General features: G+C 50.6%; 26 protein-coding genes. 15 read left to right on the plus strand and 11 right to left on the minus strand.

Features of this window, described 5'->3' with window-relative positions; genetic code table 11:
- The first annotated feature begins 37 nt into the window (after positions 1-37).
- Together GF423_RS00685 and GF423_RS00690 are read left to right on the plus strand one after the other, a co-directional pair.
- Complete coding sequence (locus GF423_RS00685) at positions 38-973, plus strand: tetratricopeptide repeat protein (RefSeq protein ID WP_206113303.1); 936 nt, start codon at positions 38-40, stop codon at positions 971-973.
- A gap of 60 nt (positions 974-1,033) precedes the next feature.
- The gene (locus GF423_RS00690; RefSeq protein WP_154326533.1) at positions 1,034-2,065 is read left to right on the plus strand and encodes an HU domain-containing protein; all 1,032 of its coding nucleotides are present in this window, start codon (positions 1,034-1,036) and stop codon (positions 2,063-2,065) included.
- Here the strand turns inward: GF423_RS00690 and GF423_RS00695 are convergent.
- Together GF423_RS00695 and GF423_RS00700 are read right to left on the minus strand one after the other, a co-directional pair.
- A complete protein-coding gene (locus tag GF423_RS00695; protein ID WP_154326534.1) occupies positions 2,055-2,525 on the minus strand; it encodes a hypothetical protein in 471 nt (156 codons plus the stop codon). The two genes, GF423_RS00690 and GF423_RS00695, sit on opposite strands and share 11 nt — an antisense overlap.
- On the minus strand, positions 2,522-3,679 hold the full coding sequence (locus GF423_RS00700) for a carcinine hydrolase/isopenicillin-N N-acyltransferase family protein (RefSeq protein ID WP_154326535.1): 1,158 nt from the start codon (positions 3,677-3,679) through the stop codon (positions 2,522-2,524). Before GF423_RS00700 ends, GF423_RS00695 begins: the two co-directional genes overlap by 4 nt.
- A 244-nt stretch (positions 3,680-3,923) precedes the next feature.
- On the opposite strand from GF423_RS00700, the gene GF423_RS00705 reads away from it, so the two are divergent.
- The 3 genes from GF423_RS00705 (at position 3,924) to GF423_RS00715 (ending at position 6,410) form a co-directional block, all read left to right on the plus strand.
- Positions 3,924-4,334, plus strand: a complete 411-nt coding sequence (locus tag GF423_RS00705; RefSeq protein WP_241004960.1) for an acyl-CoA thioesterase — start codon at positions 3,924-3,926, stop codon at positions 4,332-4,334.
- Positions 4,331-5,443 (plus strand): DNA-processing protein DprA, encoded by a 1,113-nt coding sequence (gene dprA, locus GF423_RS00710; protein ID WP_154326537.1) that lies wholly within the window; start codon positions 4,331-4,333, stop codon positions 5,441-5,443. The genes GF423_RS00705 and dprA overlap by 4 nt, the downstream gene beginning before the upstream one ends.
- Positions 5,444-5,528: 85 nt before the next feature.
- Complete coding sequence (locus tag GF423_RS00715; protein ID WP_154326538.1) at positions 5,529-6,410, plus strand: nucleoside phosphorylase; 882 nt, start codon at positions 5,529-5,531, stop codon at positions 6,408-6,410.
- A gap of 73 nt (positions 6,411-6,483) precedes the next feature.
- On the opposite strand, the gene GF423_RS00720 is transcribed toward GF423_RS00715, so the two are convergent.
- A complete protein-coding gene (locus GF423_RS00720; RefSeq protein ID WP_154326539.1) occupies positions 6,484-6,765 on the minus strand; it encodes a tetratricopeptide repeat protein in 282 nt (93 codons plus the stop codon).
- A 116-nt stretch (positions 6,766-6,881) separates the two neighbouring features.
- Here GF423_RS00720 and GF423_RS00725 point away from each other — a divergent pair, with 116 nt between their 5' ends.
- Both GF423_RS00725 and GF423_RS00730 read left to right on the plus strand, forming a co-directional pair.
- A complete protein-coding gene (locus GF423_RS00725) occupies positions 6,882-7,742 on the plus strand; it encodes an N-acetylmuramoyl-L-alanine amidase (protein WP_154326540.1) in 861 nt (286 codons plus the stop codon).
- 1 nt (position 7,743) lies between these two features.
- Positions 7,744-8,520, plus strand: coding sequence for a hypothetical protein (locus tag GF423_RS00730; RefSeq protein ID WP_154326541.1), 777 nt, complete (start codon positions 7,744-7,746; stop codon positions 8,518-8,520).
- Positions 8,521-8,562: 42 nt separating this feature from the next.
- Here GF423_RS00730 and GF423_RS00735 read toward each other — a convergent pair whose 3' ends face one another.
- Entirely contained in the window at positions 8,563-9,171 is a 609-nt protein-coding gene (locus tag GF423_RS00735) for an L-threonylcarbamoyladenylate synthase (RefSeq protein WP_154326542.1), read from the minus strand.
- Positions 9,172-9,212: 41 nt separating this feature from the next.
- Positions 9,213-9,881, minus strand: coding sequence for a B3/B4 domain-containing protein (locus tag GF423_RS00740; RefSeq protein ID WP_154326543.1), 669 nt, complete (start codon positions 9,879-9,881; stop codon positions 9,213-9,215).
- 116 nt (positions 9,882-9,997) lie between these two features.
- Here GF423_RS00740 and GF423_RS00745 point away from each other — a divergent pair, with 116 nt between their 5' ends.
- The 3 genes from GF423_RS00745 to GF423_RS00755 are packed head-to-tail and all read left to right on the plus strand — an operon-like array spanning position 9,998 to position 12,078.
- Positions 9,998-10,675 carry a 5'-methylthioadenosine/adenosylhomocysteine nucleosidase gene (locus GF423_RS00745; RefSeq protein ID WP_154326544.1) on the plus strand — a complete coding sequence of 226 codons (678 nt, stop codon included), beginning with the start codon at positions 9,998-10,000 and terminating at the stop codon, positions 10,673-10,675.
- 30 nt (positions 10,676-10,705) lie between these two features.
- Positions 10,706-11,191 (plus strand): S-ribosylhomocysteine lyase, encoded by a 486-nt coding sequence (locus GF423_RS00750; RefSeq protein ID WP_154326545.1) that lies wholly within the window; start codon positions 10,706-10,708, stop codon positions 11,189-11,191.
- Positions 11,191-12,078 carry an EamA family transporter gene (locus tag GF423_RS00755; protein ID WP_154326546.1) on the plus strand — a complete coding sequence of 296 codons (888 nt, stop codon included), beginning with the start codon at positions 11,191-11,193 and terminating at the stop codon, positions 12,076-12,078. Before GF423_RS00750 ends, GF423_RS00755 begins: the two co-directional genes overlap by 1 nt.
- A gap of 161 nt (positions 12,079-12,239) precedes the next feature.
- On the opposite strand, the gene GF423_RS00760 is transcribed toward GF423_RS00755, so the two are convergent.
- From GF423_RS00760 to GF423_RS00785, 6 genes are all read right to left on the minus strand, one after another.
- Complete coding sequence (locus GF423_RS00760) at positions 12,240-13,991, minus strand: phospho-sugar mutase (RefSeq protein ID WP_154326547.1); 1,752 nt, start codon at positions 13,989-13,991, stop codon at positions 12,240-12,242.
- A 70-nt stretch (positions 13,992-14,061) separates the two neighbouring features.
- Entirely contained in the window at positions 14,062-15,351 is a 1,290-nt protein-coding gene (locus tag GF423_RS00765; RefSeq protein ID WP_154326548.1) for a M18 family aminopeptidase, read from the minus strand.
- A gap of 37 nt (positions 15,352-15,388) precedes the next feature.
- Positions 15,389-15,919 (minus strand): DUF5063 domain-containing protein, encoded by a 531-nt coding sequence (locus GF423_RS00770; protein ID WP_154326549.1) that lies wholly within the window; start codon positions 15,917-15,919, stop codon positions 15,389-15,391.
- Between the two features lie 6 nt (positions 15,920-15,925).
- Entirely contained in the window at positions 15,926-16,504 is a 579-nt protein-coding gene (gene nadD / locus GF423_RS00775) for a nicotinate (nicotinamide) nucleotide adenylyltransferase (RefSeq protein ID WP_154326550.1), read from the minus strand.
- 26 nt (positions 16,505-16,530) lie between these two features.
- Positions 16,531-17,100, minus strand: a complete 570-nt coding sequence (gmk, locus tag GF423_RS00780; protein ID WP_154326551.1) for a guanylate kinase — start codon at positions 17,098-17,100, stop codon at positions 16,531-16,533.
- A 13-nt stretch (positions 17,101-17,113) separates the two neighbouring features.
- Complete coding sequence (locus tag GF423_RS00785) at positions 17,114-17,992, minus strand: YicC/YloC family endoribonuclease (protein WP_154326552.1); 879 nt, start codon at positions 17,990-17,992, stop codon at positions 17,114-17,116.
- Between the two features lie 101 nt (positions 17,993-18,093).
- Between GF423_RS00785 and tsaB the strand changes: the two genes are divergently transcribed.
- From tsaB to proS, 5 genes are read left to right on the plus strand one after another with little or no spacing between them, the layout of a single operon-like run.
- Positions 18,094-18,789 (plus strand): tRNA (adenosine(37)-N6)-threonylcarbamoyltransferase complex dimerization subunit type 1 TsaB, encoded by a 696-nt coding sequence (tsaB, locus tag GF423_RS00790; protein ID WP_154326553.1) that lies wholly within the window; start codon positions 18,094-18,096, stop codon positions 18,787-18,789.
- Between the two features lie 54 nt (positions 18,790-18,843).
- Positions 18,844-19,449 carry a DUF4290 domain-containing protein gene (locus tag GF423_RS00795; protein WP_154326554.1) on the plus strand — a complete coding sequence of 202 codons (606 nt, stop codon included), beginning with the start codon at positions 18,844-18,846 and terminating at the stop codon, positions 19,447-19,449.
- An 8-nt stretch (positions 19,450-19,457) separates the two neighbouring features.
- Complete coding sequence (rimM, locus tag GF423_RS00800) at positions 19,458-19,991, plus strand: ribosome maturation factor RimM (RefSeq protein WP_154326555.1); 534 nt, start codon at positions 19,458-19,460, stop codon at positions 19,989-19,991.
- 42 nt (positions 19,992-20,033) lie between these two features.
- Positions 20,034-20,669 carry an OmpA family protein gene (locus GF423_RS00805; RefSeq protein ID WP_154326556.1) on the plus strand — a complete coding sequence of 212 codons (636 nt, stop codon included), beginning with the start codon at positions 20,034-20,036 and terminating at the stop codon, positions 20,667-20,669.
- 21 nt (positions 20,670-20,690) lie between these two features.
- Complete coding sequence (gene proS, locus GF423_RS00810; RefSeq protein WP_154326557.1) at positions 20,691-22,172, plus strand: proline--tRNA ligase; 1,482 nt, start codon at positions 20,691-20,693, stop codon at positions 22,170-22,172.
- Positions 22,173-22,191 lie beyond the last annotated feature (19 nt).

Here is a 22,191-nt window from a genome sequence, read left to right on the forward strand (position 1 = left end):
CCTTTTAGCTGTATTTTTGCAGAAATTATTGAATGAGATGAAATTCAGATCCCATATCTTTTCGGCAATCTTCATTTTGGGTGCTTTCCTGTGCTCACAGGCCCAAGTGGTGAACTCCATCAACCAGGACAACATCAAGAAAAACTTGCCCAAGGCGCAGAAAACGGCAACCGCCAAAGCCCCCCTGCCCGTTGACCCCAACGTGAAAATCGACACCACGACCACCTACTTCAGAATGGTCGACACAGCGCAAGCCTACGTGCGGCAAAAAGATTGGACCAAAGCTGAAGCCTACCTGCGTAAAGCACTTGCTGCTGAGCCAACTAATCCCAACAACTCGCTCTTGATTTCCAACTTGGCAACATTGCAGCGCTACCAGGGCAAACTGGCCGATGCCATAAAAAACTATACCTTGGCCATCGACATGACCCCCAATGCTGTGACAGTGCTCGGCAACAGAGCCGCCCTCTACCTCCAGGTCGACAGCATTGCCCTGGCCCAGGCCGACTATGAGCACATCATTGCAATCGACCCTTCTGACGAGGAGTCGCGCTACAACTTGGGCATGATTCTTTTGGACCAAAGGAAGTATCAAGCGGCCGACGATCAATTTGAAGAAATATTGCGCTATCACCCTGAGTCTACACTTGCTGCCGAAGGAAAGGCCTTCCTCTACAAGGCCAAGGGCAACTATTACAAGGCCGCCGACTACTTCAGCGATGTGATAAAATCTCGGCCCACAGCCTCGCTTCACGCCAACAGGGCCGACTGCTATCTCATGCTCAAGCGCCTCAACGACGCCGCCAACGACATTAACAGCGCCCTCCAGGTCACCCCCGACGACGGATACCTCTATCTGCTCAGAGCAAAACTCAACAAGCTGCGCTATGAGAGCGATGCTGCCAAGCGCGATGTGAAACTGGCTATAGAACATGGCGTTGACCCCCAAATTGCCAACAAAGTCATCAAATAATCTTATTTTATAATTGTTAAAAGACTTTGCCAATACGCAAAAAAGGCTTACATTTGTTTGATGATTTCGATAATTGAGCACATAGAATACTTGATCATGAGCAACGATTGTGTGGTGGTCCCTGGCTGGGGAGCCTTCATCGCACAATATTCTGCTTCAACCTATATTCCGATAGCCAGCATGTTGCGGCAGCCCAGCCGCAAGATAGGCTTCAATGCATCTATCACCCACAACGACGGGCTGCTTGCCAACTCGATTGTGCGTCGACACAACATATCCTATGAGCAGGCCAACGAAATCATCGACAGCAATGTTGCAATCTATCGCCAGTTGCTCGAAAGCGGCTCAGAACTGCCATTTGGTCACATGGGCTATTTCATGGTCAATGCCGAAGGCAACTGTGAGTTTTCCCCATTTGAGCACGACACGACGTGCAACGATGCCTTTTTCGGTCTCGCTCCTGTTTCCATCCTTCCCCTCGAGCAACTGCTTGCACAACAAGAAAATCGTGCCGGTGAAGCTCCCGTCGTGAGCACAACTGCCAGCAATGACGAGCAGCGTCAAGGTCGCCGTGGCTGGTTCTCGAGCCGTGCGGTGAAAATAGCAGCTTCAATAGCCATGCTTCTTGCCCTGGGTGTTCTGTTCTCTACACCTATTGCAGTGCACAACAATCAGCAAATGGCCTCGTTGAACGTGCCCAAAGTCGAAAAGCCCAAGCCTGCAGTGATTGCCACTCCTGTCAAGCACAAGATTGTGCAGCCCCAGCGTGTGCAGGCACTGCCTGTGGAAGTGAAATTGAAAACCGATAGCAAGCCCGAGGCCACCACTGCCACCCATCGCGTTGACGACATAAGCACGCTTAAAAACGACAATTCGGGGAAATATTACCTGGTGATATGCACGCTCTCAAGCCAGAAGCAAGTAGACCAGTTCTTTGCGGCCAATGCTGAATTGCGCAACCAAGCCAAGGTGCAACAAAAACGTGGCAAATACCGCATCTACATCGCCCGCAGCAACAACTATGGTGAGCTTTTGGAGAAAGCTCAAAGACTGCCTGGAAAATGGGGAACCGGCTGGGTGACTACCGATTGAGATTTTCACTCACCAACCGTGCAAAACACTGAAAATCCTGTGGGGTGACGAAGGCCGCACGCGGAAACACCAAGTATTGGTAACGTCGCACATTCAATTTCACAACTACATAGCTCCCTTTCACGTAAACACCACTCATCAATTTCCAACCCACAAGGGTATTCTTTCCTTGTCCGAAATTCAACAGCAAGCCACCTCTGCTTGCCGAGACCGTTTTCTCTACAATCGACCATCGTGTTTCGACAGTGAGCATATAGTTGAAATATATGAGCGCCATCACCATGGGAATGACAACAAGCACAGTCATGAGCGCCACCACAAAATAGCGCCAGTCGAGCAAACCAAGAGCTGCAAACAGCACCACCGGCAGTACAAACCAAAACCAGTTGTCGCTCCAGAAGATAGAAAACAGGAGTCTGGAATATTCACTCGTTGTGATGTGGCACCGATCTGTTGTCATTTCTTGCGGCGTTTCTTGGGCTTAGCCTTGAGGCGAGAATATTGTGCACGCCGCTTGGCGAGTTCGGCATAGCCTGCCTCATAGGCCTTCATGTTGCGAGCAGTGAGCACCTGGCAATAGCCTGTGCCTTGTGCATTGTAAAGTTTGCTCAAGTTAAGATAATGCTTTCCATTGCCTCTTGTGATTGAAAACACGCTGTCTTTGCGTGCATTCACCACGTCGCACTGTGGAGCATGATTCTCCACACCCTGGCCCTGCAACGCGATAGGTACACCTCCGTCCCACAGCCACACCGGCATGACATCGGCACAAGGCGGATAGCCCAACCCTATCCACATGGTCGTGAGCAGTGGGCTCTCGCCAGGCACGACACCCTCGATCACTGTTGTGGCAGTCGAAATGCGACGTGGGATGAAGTCCTGGTCGACGAGCCAAGTCATCGACGTGTCGTGGGTGAAGTCGTGACCGAGCAGGCTGTGATAGAATGAGCGCGACAGTTCCTCGGTGAACACGGCCGGGGTGAAATCGCAGCGAGCGACGTGCGGAGCAAGCAGTGTTTTCTCGCTTTCATATCGCACATAACCCATCCCCTTGTCGGTGCGGCCGCTCATCGAGAAGTTGGTGCGCATCAGTATCCCATTGGGGGCGTCGTTGAGGTCATATTTTGTATAAGAGAAATTGCACGTTTCAAAATAGGCACCACATCCTTGAGCATCAATCACGCCAAAGTTGGCTTCCACCCCCAAGGGCTTGGGTTGAGTATTCAACAATTGCTCAAAGTCGGCCACCGTAGCACACTTTTCCAGAGCGAGTTTCATCAACACTCCCTCACGGTCCATGTTCTTTTCGGGCACTGTATCGCTCTTTAAGTTGTAGGACGCAGTGTTCATGATAGCAAAACCCTTCTCGTTATATCCCATCCACACAGCAGTATCGTTGCGGTCGCGAGCATCAAAGAGCCCCACAAAGGCATAGCAGCCGTCGTGGGCATCGATGCGCTTCACCCGGTTGTTCATGTCGTTCGTGTCGCGGTTTTTCCACATCAATGGCCGACCATTGGCAGTGAGACGGCCCGACACGATGGCCGATGTGCACGCCAAGGCCTGGATTGCGCATGCCACAAGAAGCAGCGTCAGCATGTTGCGTAGTTTCATAAACGATGCAAATAGTTTTATTTTGTTTCCAAAATTACGAAACGCCAGCCAAAAAAACAAATAATGCTGTTTTTTAACGCCCATACTTGAGCATGAAAAGTGACATTACTCTGCATGCATCGCGCTTTAGACCGTTTAAGTTTCACTTGCGGCAGGTGTTACACATAGCTCCATCATCTCTATTAAGTCGACTTGTGCAAGCGTGCGTGTTGAGTTTTTTTAGTAACTTTGCAACATGAACAAAGTGGAGAAGAAAGAATACGTTTTCTCGGTCGAGATTCCTGTGCGCGATTACGAACTCGATGCCGAGGGCATCGTGAACAATGCCAACTACCTGCACTATATGGAATATACCCGGCACTGTTTCTGCCAAGAGGCCGGCTACTCGTTTGGTCAGATGGGTGAAGCAGGAATTGTGCCCGTGTTGAGCCACGTGGAGGTGGACTACAAGACCCCGTTGCGCAGCGGCGACGTGATGGTGAGCAAGTTGTGGATAGAGCGACGGGGAGTGCGGTTTGTATTTCACCAGGACATATACAACAAGGCTACAGGCAAGACGGTGATCAATGGTGTTGCCAGCGTGGTGTGTGTTGAAGACGGACAGTTGAGCCGTGGCGAGAAACTCGCCGAGGCCTTCAAGCCATATTTGAAATGAACGACATCGACCTCACCTATCGCATCGCCTTCGGCATGATACGCAGCATGGGCGTAGACCTGGCACAAAAATTTCTGGCAGTGATACCCAGCGAGAAAGACTTCTTCGACATGCCCGATGCCGAGTTGCAGGCCATCACCTCAAGCCGCAGCCGAATCACCGAAAAGAGCTATCGCAACGCCTGCCTTGAAAAGGCTCAGCACGAGCTCGATTTCATCGAGAAAAACGGTATCGCGGTCACTTATTTCACCGACAGCAACTACCCCAGGCGCCTGTTGAATGCCTCCGACTCACCTATTGTGCTTTTCTCACTGGGCACGTGCAACCTCAACGCCCAGCATGTGGTGAGCATCGTGGGCACACGACGTTGCACCGAGTATGGCCGGCACTACTGCACAGCCCTCGTGCAACAGCTCACCGAGCAGCTCGACGATGTAGTGATTGTGAGCGGACTGGCCTATGGCACCGACATCACCGCCCACCGCGCAGCCATGAAATGCGACGTGCCCACTGTGGCTGTGCAAGCCTGTGGACTCAACAAGATATACCCTGCCGAGCATCGCAACGACGCCGTCGAAATCGTGCGACGTGGCGGAGCAATCGTGAGCGACTATACCAGCCAGGACACACTGCACCGCGGCAACTTTGTGGCCCGCAACCGCATCATTGCGGGGTTGAGCGACTGCACAATTGTGGTGGAATCGGCCGAAAAAGGCGGGTCGCTCATCACTGCCCACATTGCTCAAAGCTATGACCGCGACGTGTTTGCCCTGCCCGGCCGTGTGGGCGACGAGTACTCAAAGGGCTGCAACCGTCTCATTCAAAACAACCAAGCCATGCTCATCACTTGCGCCGACGACTTGATCAATGCCATGCGCTGGGAAAGTAAGAAGAGCAACAAGCCTACTGCCGAGCTTGAAATGTTCCCCTCGCTCAATGCCGAGGAGCAAAAAGTGGTCGACATCATCAGGCAAGCTGGCGACATACACATCAATACCCTTGCCGAGCGTGCCGGCATGCCTGTGTATCGCATCATGAGCACGGTAGTCGAGCTTGATTGCCGGGGCATTATCATTACACTGCCAGGATGCCGCTACACCATGGCATGAAAAAAAACAGCAACAAGTCACAGTTTGTTCAACTTTATTTATTATATTTGTCGTTTCTAAAAAATCTTCAAATACAATGACAACTATGGCCAAGAAAGTAATCCCCGATTCTGAAATGATCGTCAATCCCGACGGCAGTATATTTCACATTCACCTGCACCCCGACCAGCTGCGCGACAACATCATCATATGCGGTGACCCTGGCCGAGTCGACATGATAGCATCCTACTTTGACACACGCGACTATGAAGTGCGCAGTCGCGAGTTCCACACCATAGGCGGCACCTACCGCGGCAGGCCTGTTATGGCACTGAGCCACGGCATAGGGGGCGACAACATCGACATCGTGATGACCGAACTCGATGCTCTCGCCAACATCGATCTCGAGAAGCGAGTTGTGAAAGACACGCACCGCAGCCTCAACATTGTGCGCATAGGCACCTCGGGCGGACTTCAGCCCTATGTGCCGGTGGGCACGCCAGTGATAGCGGCCAAGGCCATCGGTTTTGACGGTGTGCTCAACTACTATGCCGGACGCAACGAGGTGTGTGACCTGGAATTTGAAAAACAGTTCTGCAAGTATGTCGACTGGAACCCACTGTTTGCCAAGCCCTATGTGGTGGAGGCCGACCCTGGCCTTGTAGAGAAAATAGGTCGCAACGACATGGTGCATGGCTACACAATCTCGGCAGTGGGCTTCTATGGCCCTCAAGGGCGCGAAGTGCGGCTGCCTCTGGCCGAACCCGAGCTCAACCACCGCATCGAGAAATTTGAATACGAGGGCGGCCATATCACCAACTACGAGATGGAGAGCGCTGCCCTGCAAGGTCTGGCCAAGCTCATGGGCCACCACGCAATGACGATATGCTCGATCATTGCCAATCGTGTGGCAACAAGCGCCAATCCCAACTACAAGACCGCGATGAACGACCTCGTGGGCAATGTGCTCGACCGCCTGCTTGGCTGAGCTAAGCGTGCACACATAATATAGATTGCAGCGGCATGTAGCTACAAAACGACGGCATGCCGCTGCATTTCGGCTATGGATTGTAGTAATCCTTGTGATAGTAGGCCAAAATGTCCTGCGCATTGCGGTAGGCTTCGGTGGCAGGACCGTCGGGATCGATTTCGATCGCCTGCAAGTAGCAATTCATGGCACTGCCCCACTGCTGCTTTTGCCTGAACGCATTGCCACGCAAGTACAGGGCCATCGCCATGTCGGCATCGCGGCTGCCTGCCAGTATCCACTCGTCGGTGGCTCTGATCACCTCATCGGCACTTCCTGACGACACCAAATCTTTTATTTGTTGAATATTTTTCATTAATTTTGCGGTTGATTTTGAAATTGCTGTAAAATTAGCAATTTAGCTTGAATTGGCACTATAATATTTTCTACAAGTTGGTGAAATTACTGCGTTACATACTTCTGTTTCCACTCATGATGGCATGCCTTGTGGTTTTCTACAGCTGCGAAGGCGACAAAATCACCGAGCAGCCATCGACCGAGATAGGCAAAGTGGGCGAGCACAATGCAACGAAGCGGCTCGACAGCTTGCAAACAGCCGACTCAATGAGAATTGCCGACTCTGTTGCCACCATCAGGCAACTTGCAGAGAAAATCGACACTCCAAAAGCGATACAGCAAAAGACCAACGTTGCAATCGACGATACTACATTTGACATGGACCGCATCAAGGAGTACTTGGGCAGCGGCTACCATGCAGTCGACACTGTGCGCAATGTCGATGTAATCATCATTCACTCGTCCTACTTTCTTAACAGTCGCGACACCTTCAGCGTGAAAGGAGTCATCAGCGAGTATCACCACTATCACGTGAGTGCCCACTATCTCATCGACCGAGAGGGAAAAATTTACAATCTGGTCGACGAGAACGACGTGTCGTACCAGGCGGGAGAAAGCTATTTGCCTGCCGACCCATCGCGAGAGCACCTCAATGGCAACTCTATAGGCATTGAGGTCATCTCCACGCCCACGGCGGCGCCCACGGCAGCACAATATGATGCGCTGGTCAATCTTGTCGACGACATCAGGGCACGACGCAGCATCAAGTATATCTACAGGCATAGCGATGTTTCGCCAGGGCGCAAAACCGACCCATGGTCATTTGACTGGCCCTATTTCCTGTCAAGAATCGATTTCAAGAATCCCGACCCGGTGCCAAGAAAATCGATAAGCGTTAACGATGAGATTGACCAGAAAATAGGCATTGTCAAAACTCAGAAAAGTACCAGCGAGCCTATATCGCCCAACACAATGAGCCCTAACACTGTCAACTGAGATGAAACACTTAGACATAGTATTGACAATAGCCCTCACGGCTATCTTGGCAGCTTGCAACGATGGCCACAAAGAGAAACTGGCCACGCTCATCGCACAGCATTGCAAAGCGGCAGTCTATGACCAAGGCACCAACACAGTTACATTCGACTGTCGGCCCAGCGACACCTTATACGACTTCAACAATCACCCCGACATTGCCACCCAGTGGGCTGTGACCCAACTACAGCGCAACATGAAACGTGACAAGGTATGGCTCGACATCCTCACAGCCGTGCGCAAGTCGGGAGCAACAATACAATACCAAATCACCTACCCAAATGGGCAACGTCAAACGGCAATCGTCTACCCTACAATGTTGCCAGGGGCATTCAACACCAAGGAAGAGAGTGACTATCTTGAGCTGCGCAGCAACATGTTGCTGCTCAACACCACCCTGCCGCGTGAAATCAAGCCAGGAATCATTCTCACCCGGCAACGGCTGTCGAAAACACAAGGTCTCATCGACGAGCTGCTCTACCCTAACAGCAACATAGGCGACCAGCGCCAGTTTGTTGATGCTGTGCGACGCAGCCACGCCGTCGATGTAGCCAGCTATGCCCGCGAGGCTGAAAGTGACACATCTACAATGAGGACCGTTGCATTGCTCGTGAAGCTCGGTTTGCCCAAAGTTTACCGCAAGTCACAGCCCAATCACTTGTGTGCCGACGACATTATTACTGTACAGGAGCTCAGGCTCATACTCGAGCACTACTATTCACATCCCACTCCCGATTAGCAAGACACACACCGGCAACAGCAACAGGCAGCACAAAGCGCATCACAGCACCAGCTCGCCTTTGCCCTGGCGCAAGATGTCGAAGCCGCCAGCGGTGCAGTCGACAACGGTCGACGGCTCAATGCCCCCCCGCCCCGAAGCCACTACAATATCAACATCGCTGTTGGCATAGGTCTCGGCCATGAGCTCGGGATTGCACATGTAGTCCTCGTCCTTGCCCTCTACCGAGGTTGAAAGCAACGGGTGGCCCAGTTGCTCGACGATGCGGCAAGCTATCTTGTTCTCAGGAATGCGTATTCCCACAGTGCGGCGGCCCTTGAAGGCTTTGGGCAGGCGCGACAACGCCGGCAAGATAAAGGTGAAGGGGCCAGGCAGATTGTTTTTCATCACCCTGAATTCACGATTCCCGAAGCGAGCATACTCGGTAACTTCAGAAATATCATGACAGATGATGGTCAAATTGGTTTTGGCCGATTTCATGGCTTTGATTGAGCACACTGTCTCGATGGCCTGGTTGTTGAGTGCATCGCAGCCAATGGCATAGATGGTGTCGGTGGGATAAATGATGATGCCGCCATCACGCAAGGCCTCGACAATCTGGTCGAGATAGCGGTCGTTGATGTTATCTTCAAGCAAGTTGAAAATTTTCATAAGGCAAAAAAACAGTGAATAACTAAATATTAAAAAAGGTATCAGGGGCGATATATGGCAGTCTCAATTGAGGTTGCACACGCATACTTCTGCAGCAGTCGTACTGTCCAGTCAACAGTCTCATGCATAGGCATCTCTGGTGCAAAACCATTGATGTTGATTTGAACCTTGCGCGTCTGGAGGGTGAACTTGGTGCGCTCCTCGTCGCTCGTGGGGGTCGCAATACCGCCCCGGGCATCACGGTAAACTGGCAAGCCCTCGATGTTGAGCAGCCCGCGCCCTATGCCATGATACTCCTCGCCATGCTCTCCCACCCCAAGAGAGAGCTTGCCACCCACAATCTTGTCGAGGTCAAGCCCGCTTATGGGATAGCCGCTCCTGATCGAAACAAGGTTGACTACATCGACGAGCGTAGTGAGCCTGTAGATGCCCAGCCCCTTTATAATGCGGCGGCACAGCGCCTCGCTTGCCACACGATAGCGTCCAGGGTCCTTCCCCAGGCTTTTGTAAAGGTGGCGTGTTGCCGCCACGGCAGGTCGCTTGTTGATTTCAAGCAACTGATAGCGATGCTTTACCCCTTCGGCTTCATTCACAATCTCGGTCCACAGCTCATCGCAGGTTTCACTGTTGGTCACGCATGCACTGATGAGGCCAATTGCCATATCGGGGCATGCCTGAACAATACGGTCGTCAATTTCAATGTCAATCATTACGATTTTTTTACAAAAGTACTCAAAAGTCATGAAATAGAGCAATTCGAGAGCTAAGAGCTTTTGCTGAAAACGGCATTTTTAGTAATTTTGCAGCAGTAATCCAACACTATTATATGAAGATAGGAATAATCGTGGCAATGAGAAAAGAGCTGGCATTGCTCCTGCCACTACTCTCTAACCCAAGCAGCGAAAGCCATGACGGGCTGGAATTCCACACAGGCACCATAGGCAGCAACCAAGTGATTGCCATGCAATGTGGCATTGCCAAGGTGAATGCAGCCATAGGCACAGTCACACTCATCAACCATTATGCTCCCAGTCTCATCATCAACAGCGGTGTTGCCGGAGGGACCGACAAGAGCGTGAACGTGATGGATATCGTGGTGGGAAGCCGAGTGGCCTATCACGACGTGTGGTGCGGCCCCGAGAGCACCTATGGCGCTGTGCAAGGGCTGCCCCTGTACTACGAGGCCGACAAACATGCCTCGCAACTTGTGTCTGACGACAAGACTGTGAAAAAAGGGCTCATTGTCTCGGGCGACCAGTTTGTCGACAGTATTGAGCAGGTGAAGATCATCAAGTCGCATTTTCCCGATGCACTGGCCGTCGATATGGAGTCGGGAGCAATAGCCCAGGTGTGCGAGTTACGCAACGTGCCATTTATGAGCATGCGCGTCATCAGCGACTCTCCTGGAGCAAGTCACGACAACACCAAGCAGTACAACGATTTCTGGGACGACGCCCCTGCTGCCACTTTCAACGTGCTGCACAACCTGTTATTAAAGATTTAACTATCATTTCTGTTTTTCCCATTAAGCCAAATGAAAAAAATTGCAAGCTTCACAATCAACCACACCAAATTGCTGCGCGGCATCTACGTCTCGCGCAAAGACCAGCTGGAAGGCGGTGGTGTAGTGACCACCTTCGACATACGCATGAAGGTGCCCAACAAGGAACCGGCTGTGAGCGTGAGCGCGCTGCACACCATTGAGCATCTTGCAGCAACATTCCTGCGCAACCACCCCGTGTGGGGACCTAAAATCGTGTATTGGGGGCCCATGGGCTGCTGCACAGGCAACTATCTGCTCGTGCAAGGCGATCTCGAGTCGCGCGACATCGTGCCGCTCATGCAAGAGACCTTCAAGTTTATAGCCGAGTATGACGGCGATATTCCTGGAGCTACAGCCCGCGATTGCGGCAACTATATACTGCACAACTTGCCCATGGCCAAATGGGAGGCCCGCAAGTATCTCATCGAGGTGCTCAACAACCTCACCGAGGACAATCTCAATTACCCCACCGATTGATGTGGATACTGCTCGCAATTGCGTCGGCCATGTGCCTGGGTGTGTACGACATCTTCAAGAAGTTGTCACTCACAGGCAACAACGTGCTCACGGTACTTTTTCTGAACACCTTGTTTGGCACCTTGCTGCTCTCGCCCATCATCATTGGTAGCATTGTTGAGGGCACTTGGGGATTTGGCACGGCCTGCAACCATCTCTACATCCTGGGCAAATCCCTCATTGTGCTCTCGTCGTGGATACTGGGCTACTTTGCTGTAAAGCATCTGCCCCTCACCATTACAGGCCCCATCAATTCCACACGCCCCATCATGGTGCTCGTGGGCGCATGGGTAATCTTCGGCGAACGTCTCAACGTGCTGCAATGGACGGGCATCTTGTTGGGATTCACATCGTTGTTTTTCATAAGCCGCATCGGCCACAAAGAAGGGTTTTCGCTCAAGAACAGCCTATGGCTGTGGCTCATGATGGGCGCTACAATAATGGGCGCCGTGAGTTCGCTCTACGACAAATTCATCATTCACAACCTGCATTTCCAGCCCCTGCAAGTACAGGCATGGTACTCATTTTACCAAATGCTGATTATGGGCCTCACAGTTGCCCTGCTCAAGCGCAAGCAACTGGACCCTGTGAAATTTGAATGGAGGTGGACAATCCCCCTCATTTCGCTATTTCTCACTGTAGCCGATATTGCCTATTTCTATGCTCTCTCGATTCCTGGTGCAATGATTTCGGTGATATCAATGATACGTCGTGGCAGTGTGATTGTGTCATTCCTGTATGGCATCGTCATTCTCAAGGAGCCCGACAAGCGCATGAAGACACTCGACCTCGTCTTCCTCATCATCAGCCTTGTACTGCTTGTTGTGGGCAGCAACATGGGCAATTGATACAAGCGCCATGCCACAAGACTTCTTCTAAAACGCTATTTATAAGATTCTTGAAGCTCTATCTACAAAGAAAAAAAACAGCTGGGCGTTGTGAATCGTAACGCCCAACTGCCTTATTTCACACAGCTCACAACAGCAGTGAGTGCAAGCCGTATTCTACATTAAGCTATACCCAAATCCTTGGCAATGCGGTCGAGTTTGGAGTCGGCCCAGTCGTTCTTCGCGTCATAGTCGGCAGCCTTCTCAAGGGTGTCATGTATCTCGAGATAGAACTTAATCTTAGGCTCGGTACCCGACGGGCGTATCGAAACCTTGGTGCCATCTTCGGTGTAATATTGGAGCACATTGCTGGTGGCAGGCATTTCAAGAGTGGTCTTGTTGCCGGTTTTAACGTCGGTCTCTACAAGCGTGTCATAGTCGCGTATTTTGACCACAGGAGAGCCGTCGAGTGTCTCGATAGGATTCTCGCGGAAGTTCTTCATCATTGCTACGATCTCCTCGGCACCGCTCTTGCCCTCGCGCACAACCGAGATTTGGCGCTCCTTGCTGTAGCCATAGGTCATGTAAATATCGATGAGCATGTCGTTCATGGTCATGCCTTTCTCCTTGGCCCAGGCTGCAATCTCGGCCATAAGAGAGATTGAAGAAACCGAGTCCTTGTCGCGTACGAAAGTCTCTGGAAGGAAGCCATAGCTTTCCTCTCCACCGCCCAGATAGCGACCTTTGCCCTCATTCTCAGCTATCACGTTGGCAATCCACTTGAAGCCCGTGTAGCAGTCAAACATCTTGATGTTTTGCTTCTTGGCTATTTGAGCTATTGTATCGGTCGTGACAATCGTCTTAACGATAAACTCCTTGCCTGTGAGGCGGCCAAGCTCCATGTTGCGTGCCATGAGGTAGTAGAGGAATATCATCACGATTTGATTGCCATTGACCAGGGCATACTTGCCCTTGGTGTTCTTTATGACAACCCCTATGCGGTCGGCATCGGGATCGGAAGCTACTACAAGGTCGGCCTGCACCTCTTCGGCCTTGGCGATGGCCATGGCCATAGTGGGAGCATTCTCGGGGTTGGGCGAAGCAACTGTGGGGAACTCGCCGCTTTGCACATCCTGCTCAGGCACGTGAATGACATTGGTAAAGCCCCAGCGCGCAAGAGAACGTGGCACAAGATACTTACCCGTGCCGTGTACCGGCGTGTATACGATCTTCAGGTCGTGATGCTTCTTGATGACTTCGGGACTGAGCGAGAGTGTGTGAATTTCCTCGATGTAGTCGTTGTCGATTTGCTCACCTATGAGTTCAATCAACTCAGGATTACCATGGAATTTCACCTCGCTTATGTCCTTGATTTTGTTCACATACTCGATGGTCTTAACATCATGGGGCGATATCATCTGAGCACCGTCGTTCCAATAGGCTTTGTAGCCATTGTAGATTTTCGGGTTGTGCGAGGCTGTGATGTTAACACCGCTTTGGCATCCGAGATGGCGTATGGCATAAGACAGCTCGGGAGTGGGACGCGGAGCGTCGAATAAATACACCTTAAAGCCATTGGCCGAGAAAATGTTGGCAACCGTCTGGGCAAACAGGTGGCTATTGTTGCGCACGTCATATCCCACAGCCACTTTTATCTGCTTCAAGTCTTTGAAAGCCACCTTCAGATAATTGGCCAAACCCTGGGTGGCAGATCCCACAGTGTAGATGTTCATACGGTTGGAGCCAGCGCCCATGATGCCGCGAAGGCCGCCTGTGCCAAACTCAAGATTTTTGTAGAACGACTCGATGAGTTCAGTCTTATCAGGATTATCGAGCATGCGCTTCACCTCGGCCTTGGTGTCATCGTCATAGCCGTCGCCAAGCCAAGACTTTGCCTTGGCTACAACTTGTTGTAATAGTTTCTCGTCATTCATAATAATATGTCAATTTTTAGTTTTTTACTTTTCTTGAAAGTTAAGTATTATTTTTCTTTCTCCAAAATTATTATGCAAAAAATTTCTTAAACACCTTTATCATGTTCAAGTGATCGTCGACCGAGCCAGTCTCACGCACCGAGTGCATAGCAAGCAACGGGTTGCCCACATCTACGCCCTCGATGTCAATTTGCCCGGTGAGGATATTGCCCAGTGTTGAGCCTCCGGCCACATCGCTGTGGTTGACAAAGTATTGATACGGGACACCTGCGTCGAGGCAAAGGCTCTTGAAAATTGAAGCCGAATGGGCGTCGGTCATGTATTTGCAATTTGAATTAATCTTGATGCAGGGACCGCCTCCCAATGCAGGATGATTGGTGGGGTCATACTTTTCGCCATAGTTGGGATGGAAGGCGTGAGCATTGTCGGCCGAAATCATAAACGAGCGGCTGACTGCTCGACAGAAGGCATCAAAGTCACCGCCTTGCAACTCAACCATGCGCTGAAGCACATTGGCGAGCACAGGAGAGCCGGCTCCCTGCTTGGTGCCACTACCAGTCTCCTCGTTATCAAATATTGCAGCCACACAAGTTGCATCGCCATCGGCAACATCGGTAATTGCCTCGATAGCTGCATGAGCCATGCTCAGGTCGTCGAGGCGTCCGGCCGACAGGAACTCATCGTTCAGTCCAAAAGTGCACGCCTTCTCGGTATCGTAAAGCAGCAAGTCAAAATCGAGAATATTTTCGGGCACTATGTGAAGTTGCTCAGAAACCAGATTGAGCAACATGTTGTGGGCCTCAAGTGCGTCATTCACCTTGGCGATGATGGGGAGCATGTCTTTCTGTTTCGACAGAGGATTACCCTCGTTAACCGCACGATTGAAGTGGATGGCCAAATGCGAAATGATGAGCAGAGGCCGGTCAAACTTCACAAGCCTTGTGTGCGGATGCAATGCGTCGTCGCCTTTCACGATGACACGCCCGGCTATCGACAAGGGACGGTCAAACCATGTATAAAGGATGGGGCCTCCATAGACCTCGGTGTTAAGTTTCACGATGCCACCGTCGCTCAGCATCTCGGGGTGAGGCTTGATTCTGAACCCAGGAGAGTCGCTGTGGGCAGTGATGATTTTAAATCCAGTTTCGGCAATCGGTCTCTTGCCAACCGAGAAGGCAAAAACAGCACTGTCGTTTTTAGTGACATAGAACTTGTCGCCTGGGGCAAAGGTGAGCTTTTCGGTCAATTGCTTCTCAACAAATTTGTTGCTGTCCAATATGTTTTTGATCGTATCAACTGCCCAAAAGTTGCAGGGGCTGTTGTCGAGAAACGTGAGTAAGGATTTAATTTGATCATTCATAGTGGAAAAAGTATTATGATGGTGATATTAAATGAAGTCAATAGTCTTCTTGATTGGCAGGATTATAGTAAGCCGTGTTCAATGCCCTCATGACATTGCACAACGTTTGGCCCCAATAATTGCGGAAGTTGGCCTTGCACTGTCCTATGAGCTCAAGTTGCACATCGGTGTCGGCCTCCTTCACACTGGCGATGAAGTTGAAGAATTCCTGGTACAGGTCGCTCAAGTTTTCGCTTATCGACGTGGCAATGGGCATGTCGCTGTATTTCATGTCCTCGACAAACACTTCAAGGTAAACATCCTCGTCGGCCATCAACTGGCTCACCAGGTCTCTCACCTGGTTGTAGCTATCTTCTTCGAGCGACGGCAAGATTTCATATTCACTATAGGAGACGTCGCGCTCCAGGTCGCTTGCCGCAATGTAGATGCGCGGGAGCAATTTAAGCATTTGGGCCATGAACTGGTCGCGGTCGCAATCGGCAGCTTCTTCAAGCGCATGGCAGTATTCGTTGGTCAATGCAATAAATGCCAAGCTGTTGGGTGACAGTTTTATCTTTTCGTCCTGCATGATTTCCTATTCCAAATAAAGTTTATGATTCAAAATATACCTATACACATCGTCGGGCAAGTAGAAGCACATGTTGTTGAGTTGCTTAAGCTCATCGCGTATCACGGTCGAACTCACCTCGACAACAGGGGCGCCAATTGCTGTTGCGTGATGCTTGTACTTGGCCGGAATCTCAATGTTGTAACCTTCACGGGGATATATCATCACGTGATATTTCTCGAGTAGCTCCTCGTGGCCGCACCACCGGTCGAAGACCTCCCAATTGTCGGCACCTATAATCAGATAGAACTCATCGTCGGGAAACTTCTGGCTCAAGGCATTCAACGTGTCGACCGTATAGGAAGGGCGCGGCAGCGTGAACTCGAAAGCCGAGGTCTCGACGTTTTCCAGCTTGCTGCTCACCATGGATGCCATGCGAAGCCTGTGCTCGTCGTTCACTTCGCCTTGCTGCACCTTGAAAGGGTTCAAGGGCGATACCATGAGCCACAACTTGTCGATTCCACAGTGGTGAATGACATAGTTAGCAATGATTGCATGCCCCACGTGTATGGGGTTGAATGTGCCTCCAAAAATGCCAATTTTCATAACGTATCAAATAAAGAGTTTACCCATCAGGCGATGAAGTCCTGAATGACACGACGCACATTGCCTATGGCATCGGGCAGGCTGTCGTTGACAACGATGTGATCAAACTTGTGAGCAAAAGTGAGTTCATACTCGGCCTTGCTCACGCGCTTCTCGATCTCCTCGTCGCTATCGGTGCCACGGCCGTGCAGTCGCTGGCGCAACACCTCAACACTTGGGGCCTTGATAAAGATGGAGACAGCCCGGTCTCCGTACATATTCTTCACGTTCACCCCGCCCTGCACGTCAACGTCGAGAATCACATTGTCGCCATCGGCCATGATGCGCTGGATCTCACTTTTAAGTGTGCCATAGAAACGGCCAGGATACACCTCCTGGTATTCGGCAAACTCATGGTTGCTGATTTTCTTTTTAAAATCATCGACGCTCATAAAATAATAGTCTCTACCATTGAGTTCACCGGCACGGGGAGGGCGTGTGGTGGCCGAGATAGAAAACTCAAGGTGCAATTGCTTGTCCTTGATCACTTCTTTGATTATCGAAGACTTCCCCGACCCTGAAGGGGCCGAAATGACAATTAATTTTCCAGTAGCCATATCCATCCACTCACTATAATACGTTCAGTACCTGCTCCTTGATTTGTTCCAATTGGTCCTTCATGCCCACCACGAGCTTTTGGAGCTCGGCCTGGTTGGCCTTTGAGCCCATCGTGTTTATTTCTCGTCCCATTTCCTGGCTTATGAAGCCCAGTTTCTTGCCCTGGGCCTCGCCATTGTGCAAGGTGTCGAGAAAATAAGTGAGATGATTCTGGAGGCGCAATTTTTCTTCGGTAATGTCGAGCTTTTCAATATAGAATATCAGCTCCTGCTCAAAGCGGTTTTTGTCATATTCCACCCCGTCGAGCTTCTGCAACGAGTCGAGGATGCGTGCTTTGATTTTTTCAACACGCGACTGCTCGTAGGGCGAGACGCTGTCGAGAAGGTGCTGAATGGCATCGATTTTTTCTTCAAAAAAGCCACACAAGCGCTTGCCTTCCTGCAAGCGGAAAGCGTTAAGACCGCTGATTGCATTTTTTACAACTTCTACAACAACATTTTTCTCGTCGTCGTCGATCTCACTGGTGTTTAGGTCGCTTTTAAGAGCATCGGGCAAGCGAAGCAGGGTGCCATACCAGTCGTCGGGCTCAGGAATGTCGAGTTGCTGCGACATGGCTTGCAGCTGCACCTTGTATTGCTTGAGGGCATCAATATTGAGACTTGCAGCGACTGCCCCGTCGATGGGTTCGCAATAGACGAACAAGTCGACCTTGCCACGGTGCAACGACTTGGCAATGATGTTGCGCAAGTCAAGTTCAATTTCACGATATGCTTGGGGAAGACGTATCGACAAATCAAGTTGTTTGCTATTGAGCGATTTGACCTCGGCAGTGATTTTCTTATTATTAAAAACCTTGACAGCCTTGCCAAATCCTGTCATTGATAAAATCATTGTATTTAATGTTTTTTATACGCAAATTTACGGCTTATTCTCGTAATAATGGGTATAAAAGCGAGAATTTTGCTAATTTTGTACCGAAATTAGAATTTCTCATGGCAAACATATTGAATATTGAGACGTCAACAAGTGTGTGTTCGGTAGCATTAACCAGTGAGGGTCAGGTGCTTGAGCATTACGAGAATTACGATGGCAAAACTCACGCCACACTGCTGAGCCTGTACATACAACGGAGCCTCAAGTATGCCCGCTCTCGCAACATGCAACTCGACGCAGTGGCCGTAAGCATCGGTCCCGGGTCCTACACGGGCTTGCGCATTGGACTTTCAGAAGCCAAGGGGCTGGCATTCGGCTTCAACATTCCCCTCATCGGTGTCAACACCTTGCAATTGCTCACTGTCACTACAATGTTTAATCATTTTATCGACGATGACAATGCGCTCTATGTGCCCATGATCGATGCCCGCCGCATGGAGGTGTACACTGGAGTCTACAACAACGCCCTCGAGCCAGTCGTTGAACCCGAGGCCAAAATCATCGACGAGGGCGCCTTTGGCGACTTGCTTGCCAGCCACCACATGGTTTTCTTTGGCAATGGCTCCGACAAGGCGGCCAACGTGATCAAGAGCCCCAACGCCGAGTTCATCCCAGGTATAAAACCCGAGGCATTGCACATGCTGGCACTTTCAGAGAAAGCCTACCGCGAGCATGACTTTATCGACGTGGCCTACTCCACCCCACTTTACATCAAGGAGTTCCAGGCAACCAAGAGAAAGAAAAAAGTGCTGTGATTTCAGCAGTCTGATTTTTATGGCTATCTTTGCAATTGAATACGAATAGATTTTATGTACAACTACAATACTCAATTAAAAAAACTTGCGCTTCCTGAATACGGCCGCAACATTCAGCAGATGGTGGACTATTGCTGCACGATTCCCGACAAGGATGAACGCACGCGATGTGCCTACACAATCATCAAGACGATGGGCAACATCTTTCCGCAACTGCGCGACGAGGCCGATTACAAGCACAAACTGTGGGATCACTTGGCCATTATGAGCGACTTCAAGCTTGACATCGATTACCCTTATGAGATTGTCAAGGAAGAAAACTTGGAGACCAAACCCGAACCTGTGAAATACAAGCTCGAGCACATCAAGATGCGCCACTACGGCAAAATCATAGAGCGCATGATCGAGCGTGCGTGTGAATATCCCGAGGGCAAAGAGAAAGATGCGCTCATCATGCTCATAGCCAATCACATGAAAAAGGTGATCTACCTCATCAACAAAGAAGATGTTGAAGACGCCAAGATTTTCAAGGACCTCGCATTCTACTCGCATGGCAAGATCAATTTAGATCCGGCCACACACTCGCTGCATCAATTCAAAGAGGCTACGGCAGCAACAGCTCCCAAAAATGCATCCAACAAGAAGAAGAAAAAGAAATGAGATAGCTGATGATCACGCGCGACGAACTTGTTGAAATAGGGCGTTACAACAAAGCACACGGCGTGAACGGCGAGATTTCGGCAACGGTTGACTGCGATGCCGAGATGCTCACCCGTTTCACATGCTGCGTGAGTGATATCGACGGCATCTATGTGCCGTTTTTCATCGACCAGGCCAGGCCCAAGTCGGCCAATGCAGTGTTGTTGACCATCGACGGGATCAACAATGAGCACGATGCCTCTATCTTGGTCAACAAGTACATCTATGTGCTCAAGCGAGAATACAGCGAGCTCGCGCGCGATGCACACACCGACAGCTACCCTATCGATTATTTCATAGGATTCAACATTTATCGCGACGACAGGGAATTGGGTACCATTACCGATATCGAAGACTCGACTGCCAACGTACTTTTTAAGATTACTGCCAGCGATGGCTCGCATCAATATTTCCTGCCTGCAGTCGAAGAGTTCATCGTAGATATCGACATAGATAAAAAGAAACTCTACATGGACTTCCCCGAAGAGTTGATGCACCTTTGAGTTTTATTATACAACAAAACGAGAGGCATAAGACAATAAAAGATGAAAAAAATCACTTCCATACTTAGACTCCTATTGCTTGTGACCACACTTGCATGCTATCTCCAAGGCAATGCCAAGAAGATAGACATCTATGAACTCTCGCTTGACCAAAACCTGGCCACACCCGAAATAAAGAACAAGCTGAAAGACGCTGTTCAGGATTTCCAGTACAAACAAGCTGTAGAGCTCATCAAGCAAAACTATGAAGTTGAACTCACGCGCGACAATGAGGTCATCATTGTCACCATACCGGCCGAACGGCTTTTTGCCTCCAACGACACTGTCCTCGCTGCAACCGGGCCTGCGGCGCTCAAGCCCATGCTCCGTTACCTGAAGAATCCCGGATTCTACAAGCTACTGCTTGTGATGCACAGCGACGACACGGGCTCTAAGGCCTATACCGTGAGGCTAACACGGTCGAGGGTCAATGCCGTTTACGACTGGTTTGACGCCAATGGCGACGTCGACTATATCGTACCCTACGCCCTGGGAAGCAACGACCCGCTCAATGCCAACGACTCGATGGAGAAAAGACGCAAAAACAGGCGGCTGGAGATTTACATCGTGCCCAATGATGTGATGCTCGAACAGGCGAAACGAGGAGCAATCAATATCAATATCATCAAAAAGAAATAAACAAAAAGACAGAATACAACAATGGCTAAAGAATTAAAAGATCTCACAAAGAGAGCCGACAACTACTCTCAATGGTACAACGAATTGGTTGTGAAAGCCGACTTGGCCGAGCAATCGGCCGTAAGAGGCTGCATGGTCATCAAGCCATATGGGTATGCCATATGGGAAAAAATGCAACGCAGGCTTGACGACATGTTTAAAGAGACTGGCGTGCAGAATGCCTATTTCCCGCTTCTCATTCCCAAGTCGTTTTTGAGCAAAGAGGCCGACCACGTGAAGGGCTTTGCCAAGGAATGTGCAGTGGTTACACACTATCGCCTGAAAACCGATCCCGAGGGTAAGGGTGTGATTGTGGACCCCGAAGCAAAGCTTGAAGAAGAGCTCATCATTCGCCCCACGAGCGAAACCATCATCTGGAACACCTTCCGCAACTGGATAAAGTCTTACCGCGACCTGCCCCTGTTGATCAACCAGTGGTGCAACGTCTTCCGCTGGGAAATGCGCACACGCTTGTTCCTGCGCACAGCCGAGTTCTTGTGGCAAGAGGGGCACACAGCTCATGCCACTGCCCAGGAGGCACAGGCCAAGGCCGAAGAGATGCTCAACATCTACGCCGACTTTGCCGAGAAATGCATGGCCATACCTGTGGTGAAGGGCGTGAAGACAGCCAACGAGCGATTTGCCGGCGCGCTTGAGACCTACACCATCGAGGCCATGATGCAGGATGGCAAGGCACTGCAGAGCGGCACATCGCACTTCCTGGGGCAGAACTTTGCCAAAGCATTTGATGTGAAATTCATCGACAAGAACAATAAGCTCGACTATGTGTGGGCTACATCGTGGGGCGTGTCAACGCGTCTCATGGGAGCACTCATCATGACGCATAGCGACGACAATGGTCTTGTGTTGCCTCCGGCACTGGCGCCAATACAGGTGGTGATCGTGCCCATCTACAAGAGCTCGGAGCAACTTGCCACTATCGATGCCAAGGTCGCTCCAATTGTTGAGAACCTCAAGAAGCGCGGCATATCGGTGAAATATGACAACGCCGACAACAAGCGCCCTGGCTTCAAGTTTGCCGACTACGAGCTTAAGGGCGTGCCGGTGCGTCTCGTGCTTGGCCCTAAGGACATTGAAAACGGCACTATCGAGGTGATGCGACGCGACACGCTTGAAAAACAGAGCGTCGCCTTCGACGGAATCGAAGACTATGTCGCCCATTTGCTCGATGAAATACAAGCCAACATTTATGACAAAGCGTTGAAGCTGCGCGAGTCGAAAACCTATAAGGTTGACACGTGGGAGGATTTCCAGGCTCAAATCGAGAAGGGCGGATTCATACTTGCACCATGGGACGGTACGACCGAGACCGAGCTCAAAATCAAGGAACTCACCAAGGCTACAATCAGGTGCATTCCAATGGGCTGCGAGGACGAAGAAGGCAAAGACATGCTCACGGGGAAACCCAGTCACCGCCGCGTGATATTCGCCCGCAACTATTGATGTTTTTCTGCATGTATAA

The sequence above is a fragment of the Sodaliphilus pleomorphus genome (assembly GCF_009676955.1).
Lineage (GTDB): Bacteria > Bacteroidota > Bacteroidia > Bacteroidales > Muribaculaceae > Sodaliphilus > Sodaliphilus pleomorphus.

What these genes read in the sequence shown, in the direction of transcription:
- GF423_RS00685 (WP_206113303.1), top strand. Translation starts at nt 38, where the DNA reads ATGAAATTCAGATCCCATATCTTTTCGGCAATCTTCATTTTGGGTGCT.
- GF423_RS00690 (WP_154326533.1), top strand. Translation starts at nt 1,034, where the DNA reads ATGATTTCGATAATTGAGCACATAGAATACTTGATCATGAGCAACGAT.
- GF423_RS00695 (WP_154326534.1), bottom strand. Translation starts at nt 2,525, where the DNA reads ATGACAACAGATCGGTGCCACATCACAACGAGTGAATATTCCAGACTC.
- GF423_RS00700 (WP_154326535.1), bottom strand. Translation starts at nt 3,679, where the DNA reads ATGAAACTACGCAACATGCTGACGCTGCTTCTTGTGGCATGCGCAATC.
- dprA (WP_154326537.1), top strand. Translation starts at nt 4,331, where the DNA reads ATGAACGACATCGACCTCACCTATCGCATCGCCTTCGGCATGATACGC.
- GF423_RS00715 (WP_154326538.1), top strand. Translation starts at nt 5,529, where the DNA reads ATGGCCAAGAAAGTAATCCCCGATTCTGAAATGATCGTCAATCCCGAC.
- GF423_RS00720 (WP_154326539.1), bottom strand. Translation starts at nt 6,765, where the DNA reads ATGAAAAATATTCAACAAATAAAAGATTTGGTGTCGTCAGGAAGTGCC.
- GF423_RS00725 (WP_154326540.1), top strand. Translation starts at nt 6,882, where the DNA reads ATGATGGCATGCCTTGTGGTTTTCTACAGCTGCGAAGGCGACAAAATC.
- GF423_RS00730 (WP_154326541.1), top strand. Translation starts at nt 7,744, where the DNA reads ATGAAACACTTAGACATAGTATTGACAATAGCCCTCACGGCTATCTTG.
- GF423_RS00735 (WP_154326542.1), bottom strand. Translation starts at nt 9,171, where the DNA reads ATGAAAATTTTCAACTTGCTTGAAGATAACATCAACGACCGCTATCTC.
- GF423_RS00740 (WP_154326543.1), bottom strand. Translation starts at nt 9,881, where the DNA reads ATGATTGACATTGAAATTGACGACCGTATTGTTCAGGCATGCCCCGAT.
- GF423_RS00745 (WP_154326544.1), top strand. Translation starts at nt 9,998, where the DNA reads ATGAAGATAGGAATAATCGTGGCAATGAGAAAAGAGCTGGCATTGCTC.
- GF423_RS00750 (WP_154326545.1), top strand. Translation starts at nt 10,706, where the DNA reads ATGAAAAAAATTGCAAGCTTCACAATCAACCACACCAAATTGCTGCGC.
- GF423_RS00755 (WP_154326546.1), top strand. Translation starts at nt 11,191, where the DNA reads ATGTGGATACTGCTCGCAATTGCGTCGGCCATGTGCCTGGGTGTGTAC.
- GF423_RS00760 (WP_154326547.1), bottom strand. Translation starts at nt 13,991, where the DNA reads ATGAATGACGAGAAACTATTACAACAAGTTGTAGCCAAGGCAAAGTCT.
- GF423_RS00765 (WP_154326548.1), bottom strand. Translation starts at nt 15,351, where the DNA reads ATGAATGATCAAATTAAATCCTTACTCACGTTTCTCGACAACAGCCCC.
- GF423_RS00770 (WP_154326549.1), bottom strand. Translation starts at nt 15,919, where the DNA reads ATGCAGGACGAAAAGATAAAACTGTCACCCAACAGCTTGGCATTTATT.
- nadD (WP_154326550.1), bottom strand. Translation starts at nt 16,504, where the DNA reads ATGAAAATTGGCATTTTTGGAGGCACATTCAACCCCATACACGTGGGG.
- gmk (WP_154326551.1), bottom strand. Translation starts at nt 17,100, where the DNA reads ATGGCTACTGGAAAATTAATTGTCATTTCGGCCCCTTCAGGGTCGGGG.
- GF423_RS00785 (WP_154326552.1), bottom strand. Translation starts at nt 17,992, where the DNA reads ATGATTTTATCAATGACAGGATTTGGCAAGGCTGTCAAGGTTTTTAAT.
- tsaB (WP_154326553.1), top strand. Translation starts at nt 18,094, where the DNA reads ATGGCAAACATATTGAATATTGAGACGTCAACAAGTGTGTGTTCGGTA.
- GF423_RS00795 (WP_154326554.1), top strand. Translation starts at nt 18,844, where the DNA reads ATGTACAACTACAATACTCAATTAAAAAAACTTGCGCTTCCTGAATAC.
- rimM (WP_154326555.1), top strand. Translation starts at nt 19,458, where the DNA reads ATGATCACGCGCGACGAACTTGTTGAAATAGGGCGTTACAACAAAGCA.
- GF423_RS00805 (WP_154326556.1), top strand. Translation starts at nt 20,034, where the DNA reads ATGAAAAAAATCACTTCCATACTTAGACTCCTATTGCTTGTGACCACA.
- proS (WP_154326557.1), top strand. Translation starts at nt 20,691, where the DNA reads ATGGCTAAAGAATTAAAAGATCTCACAAAGAGAGCCGACAACTACTCT.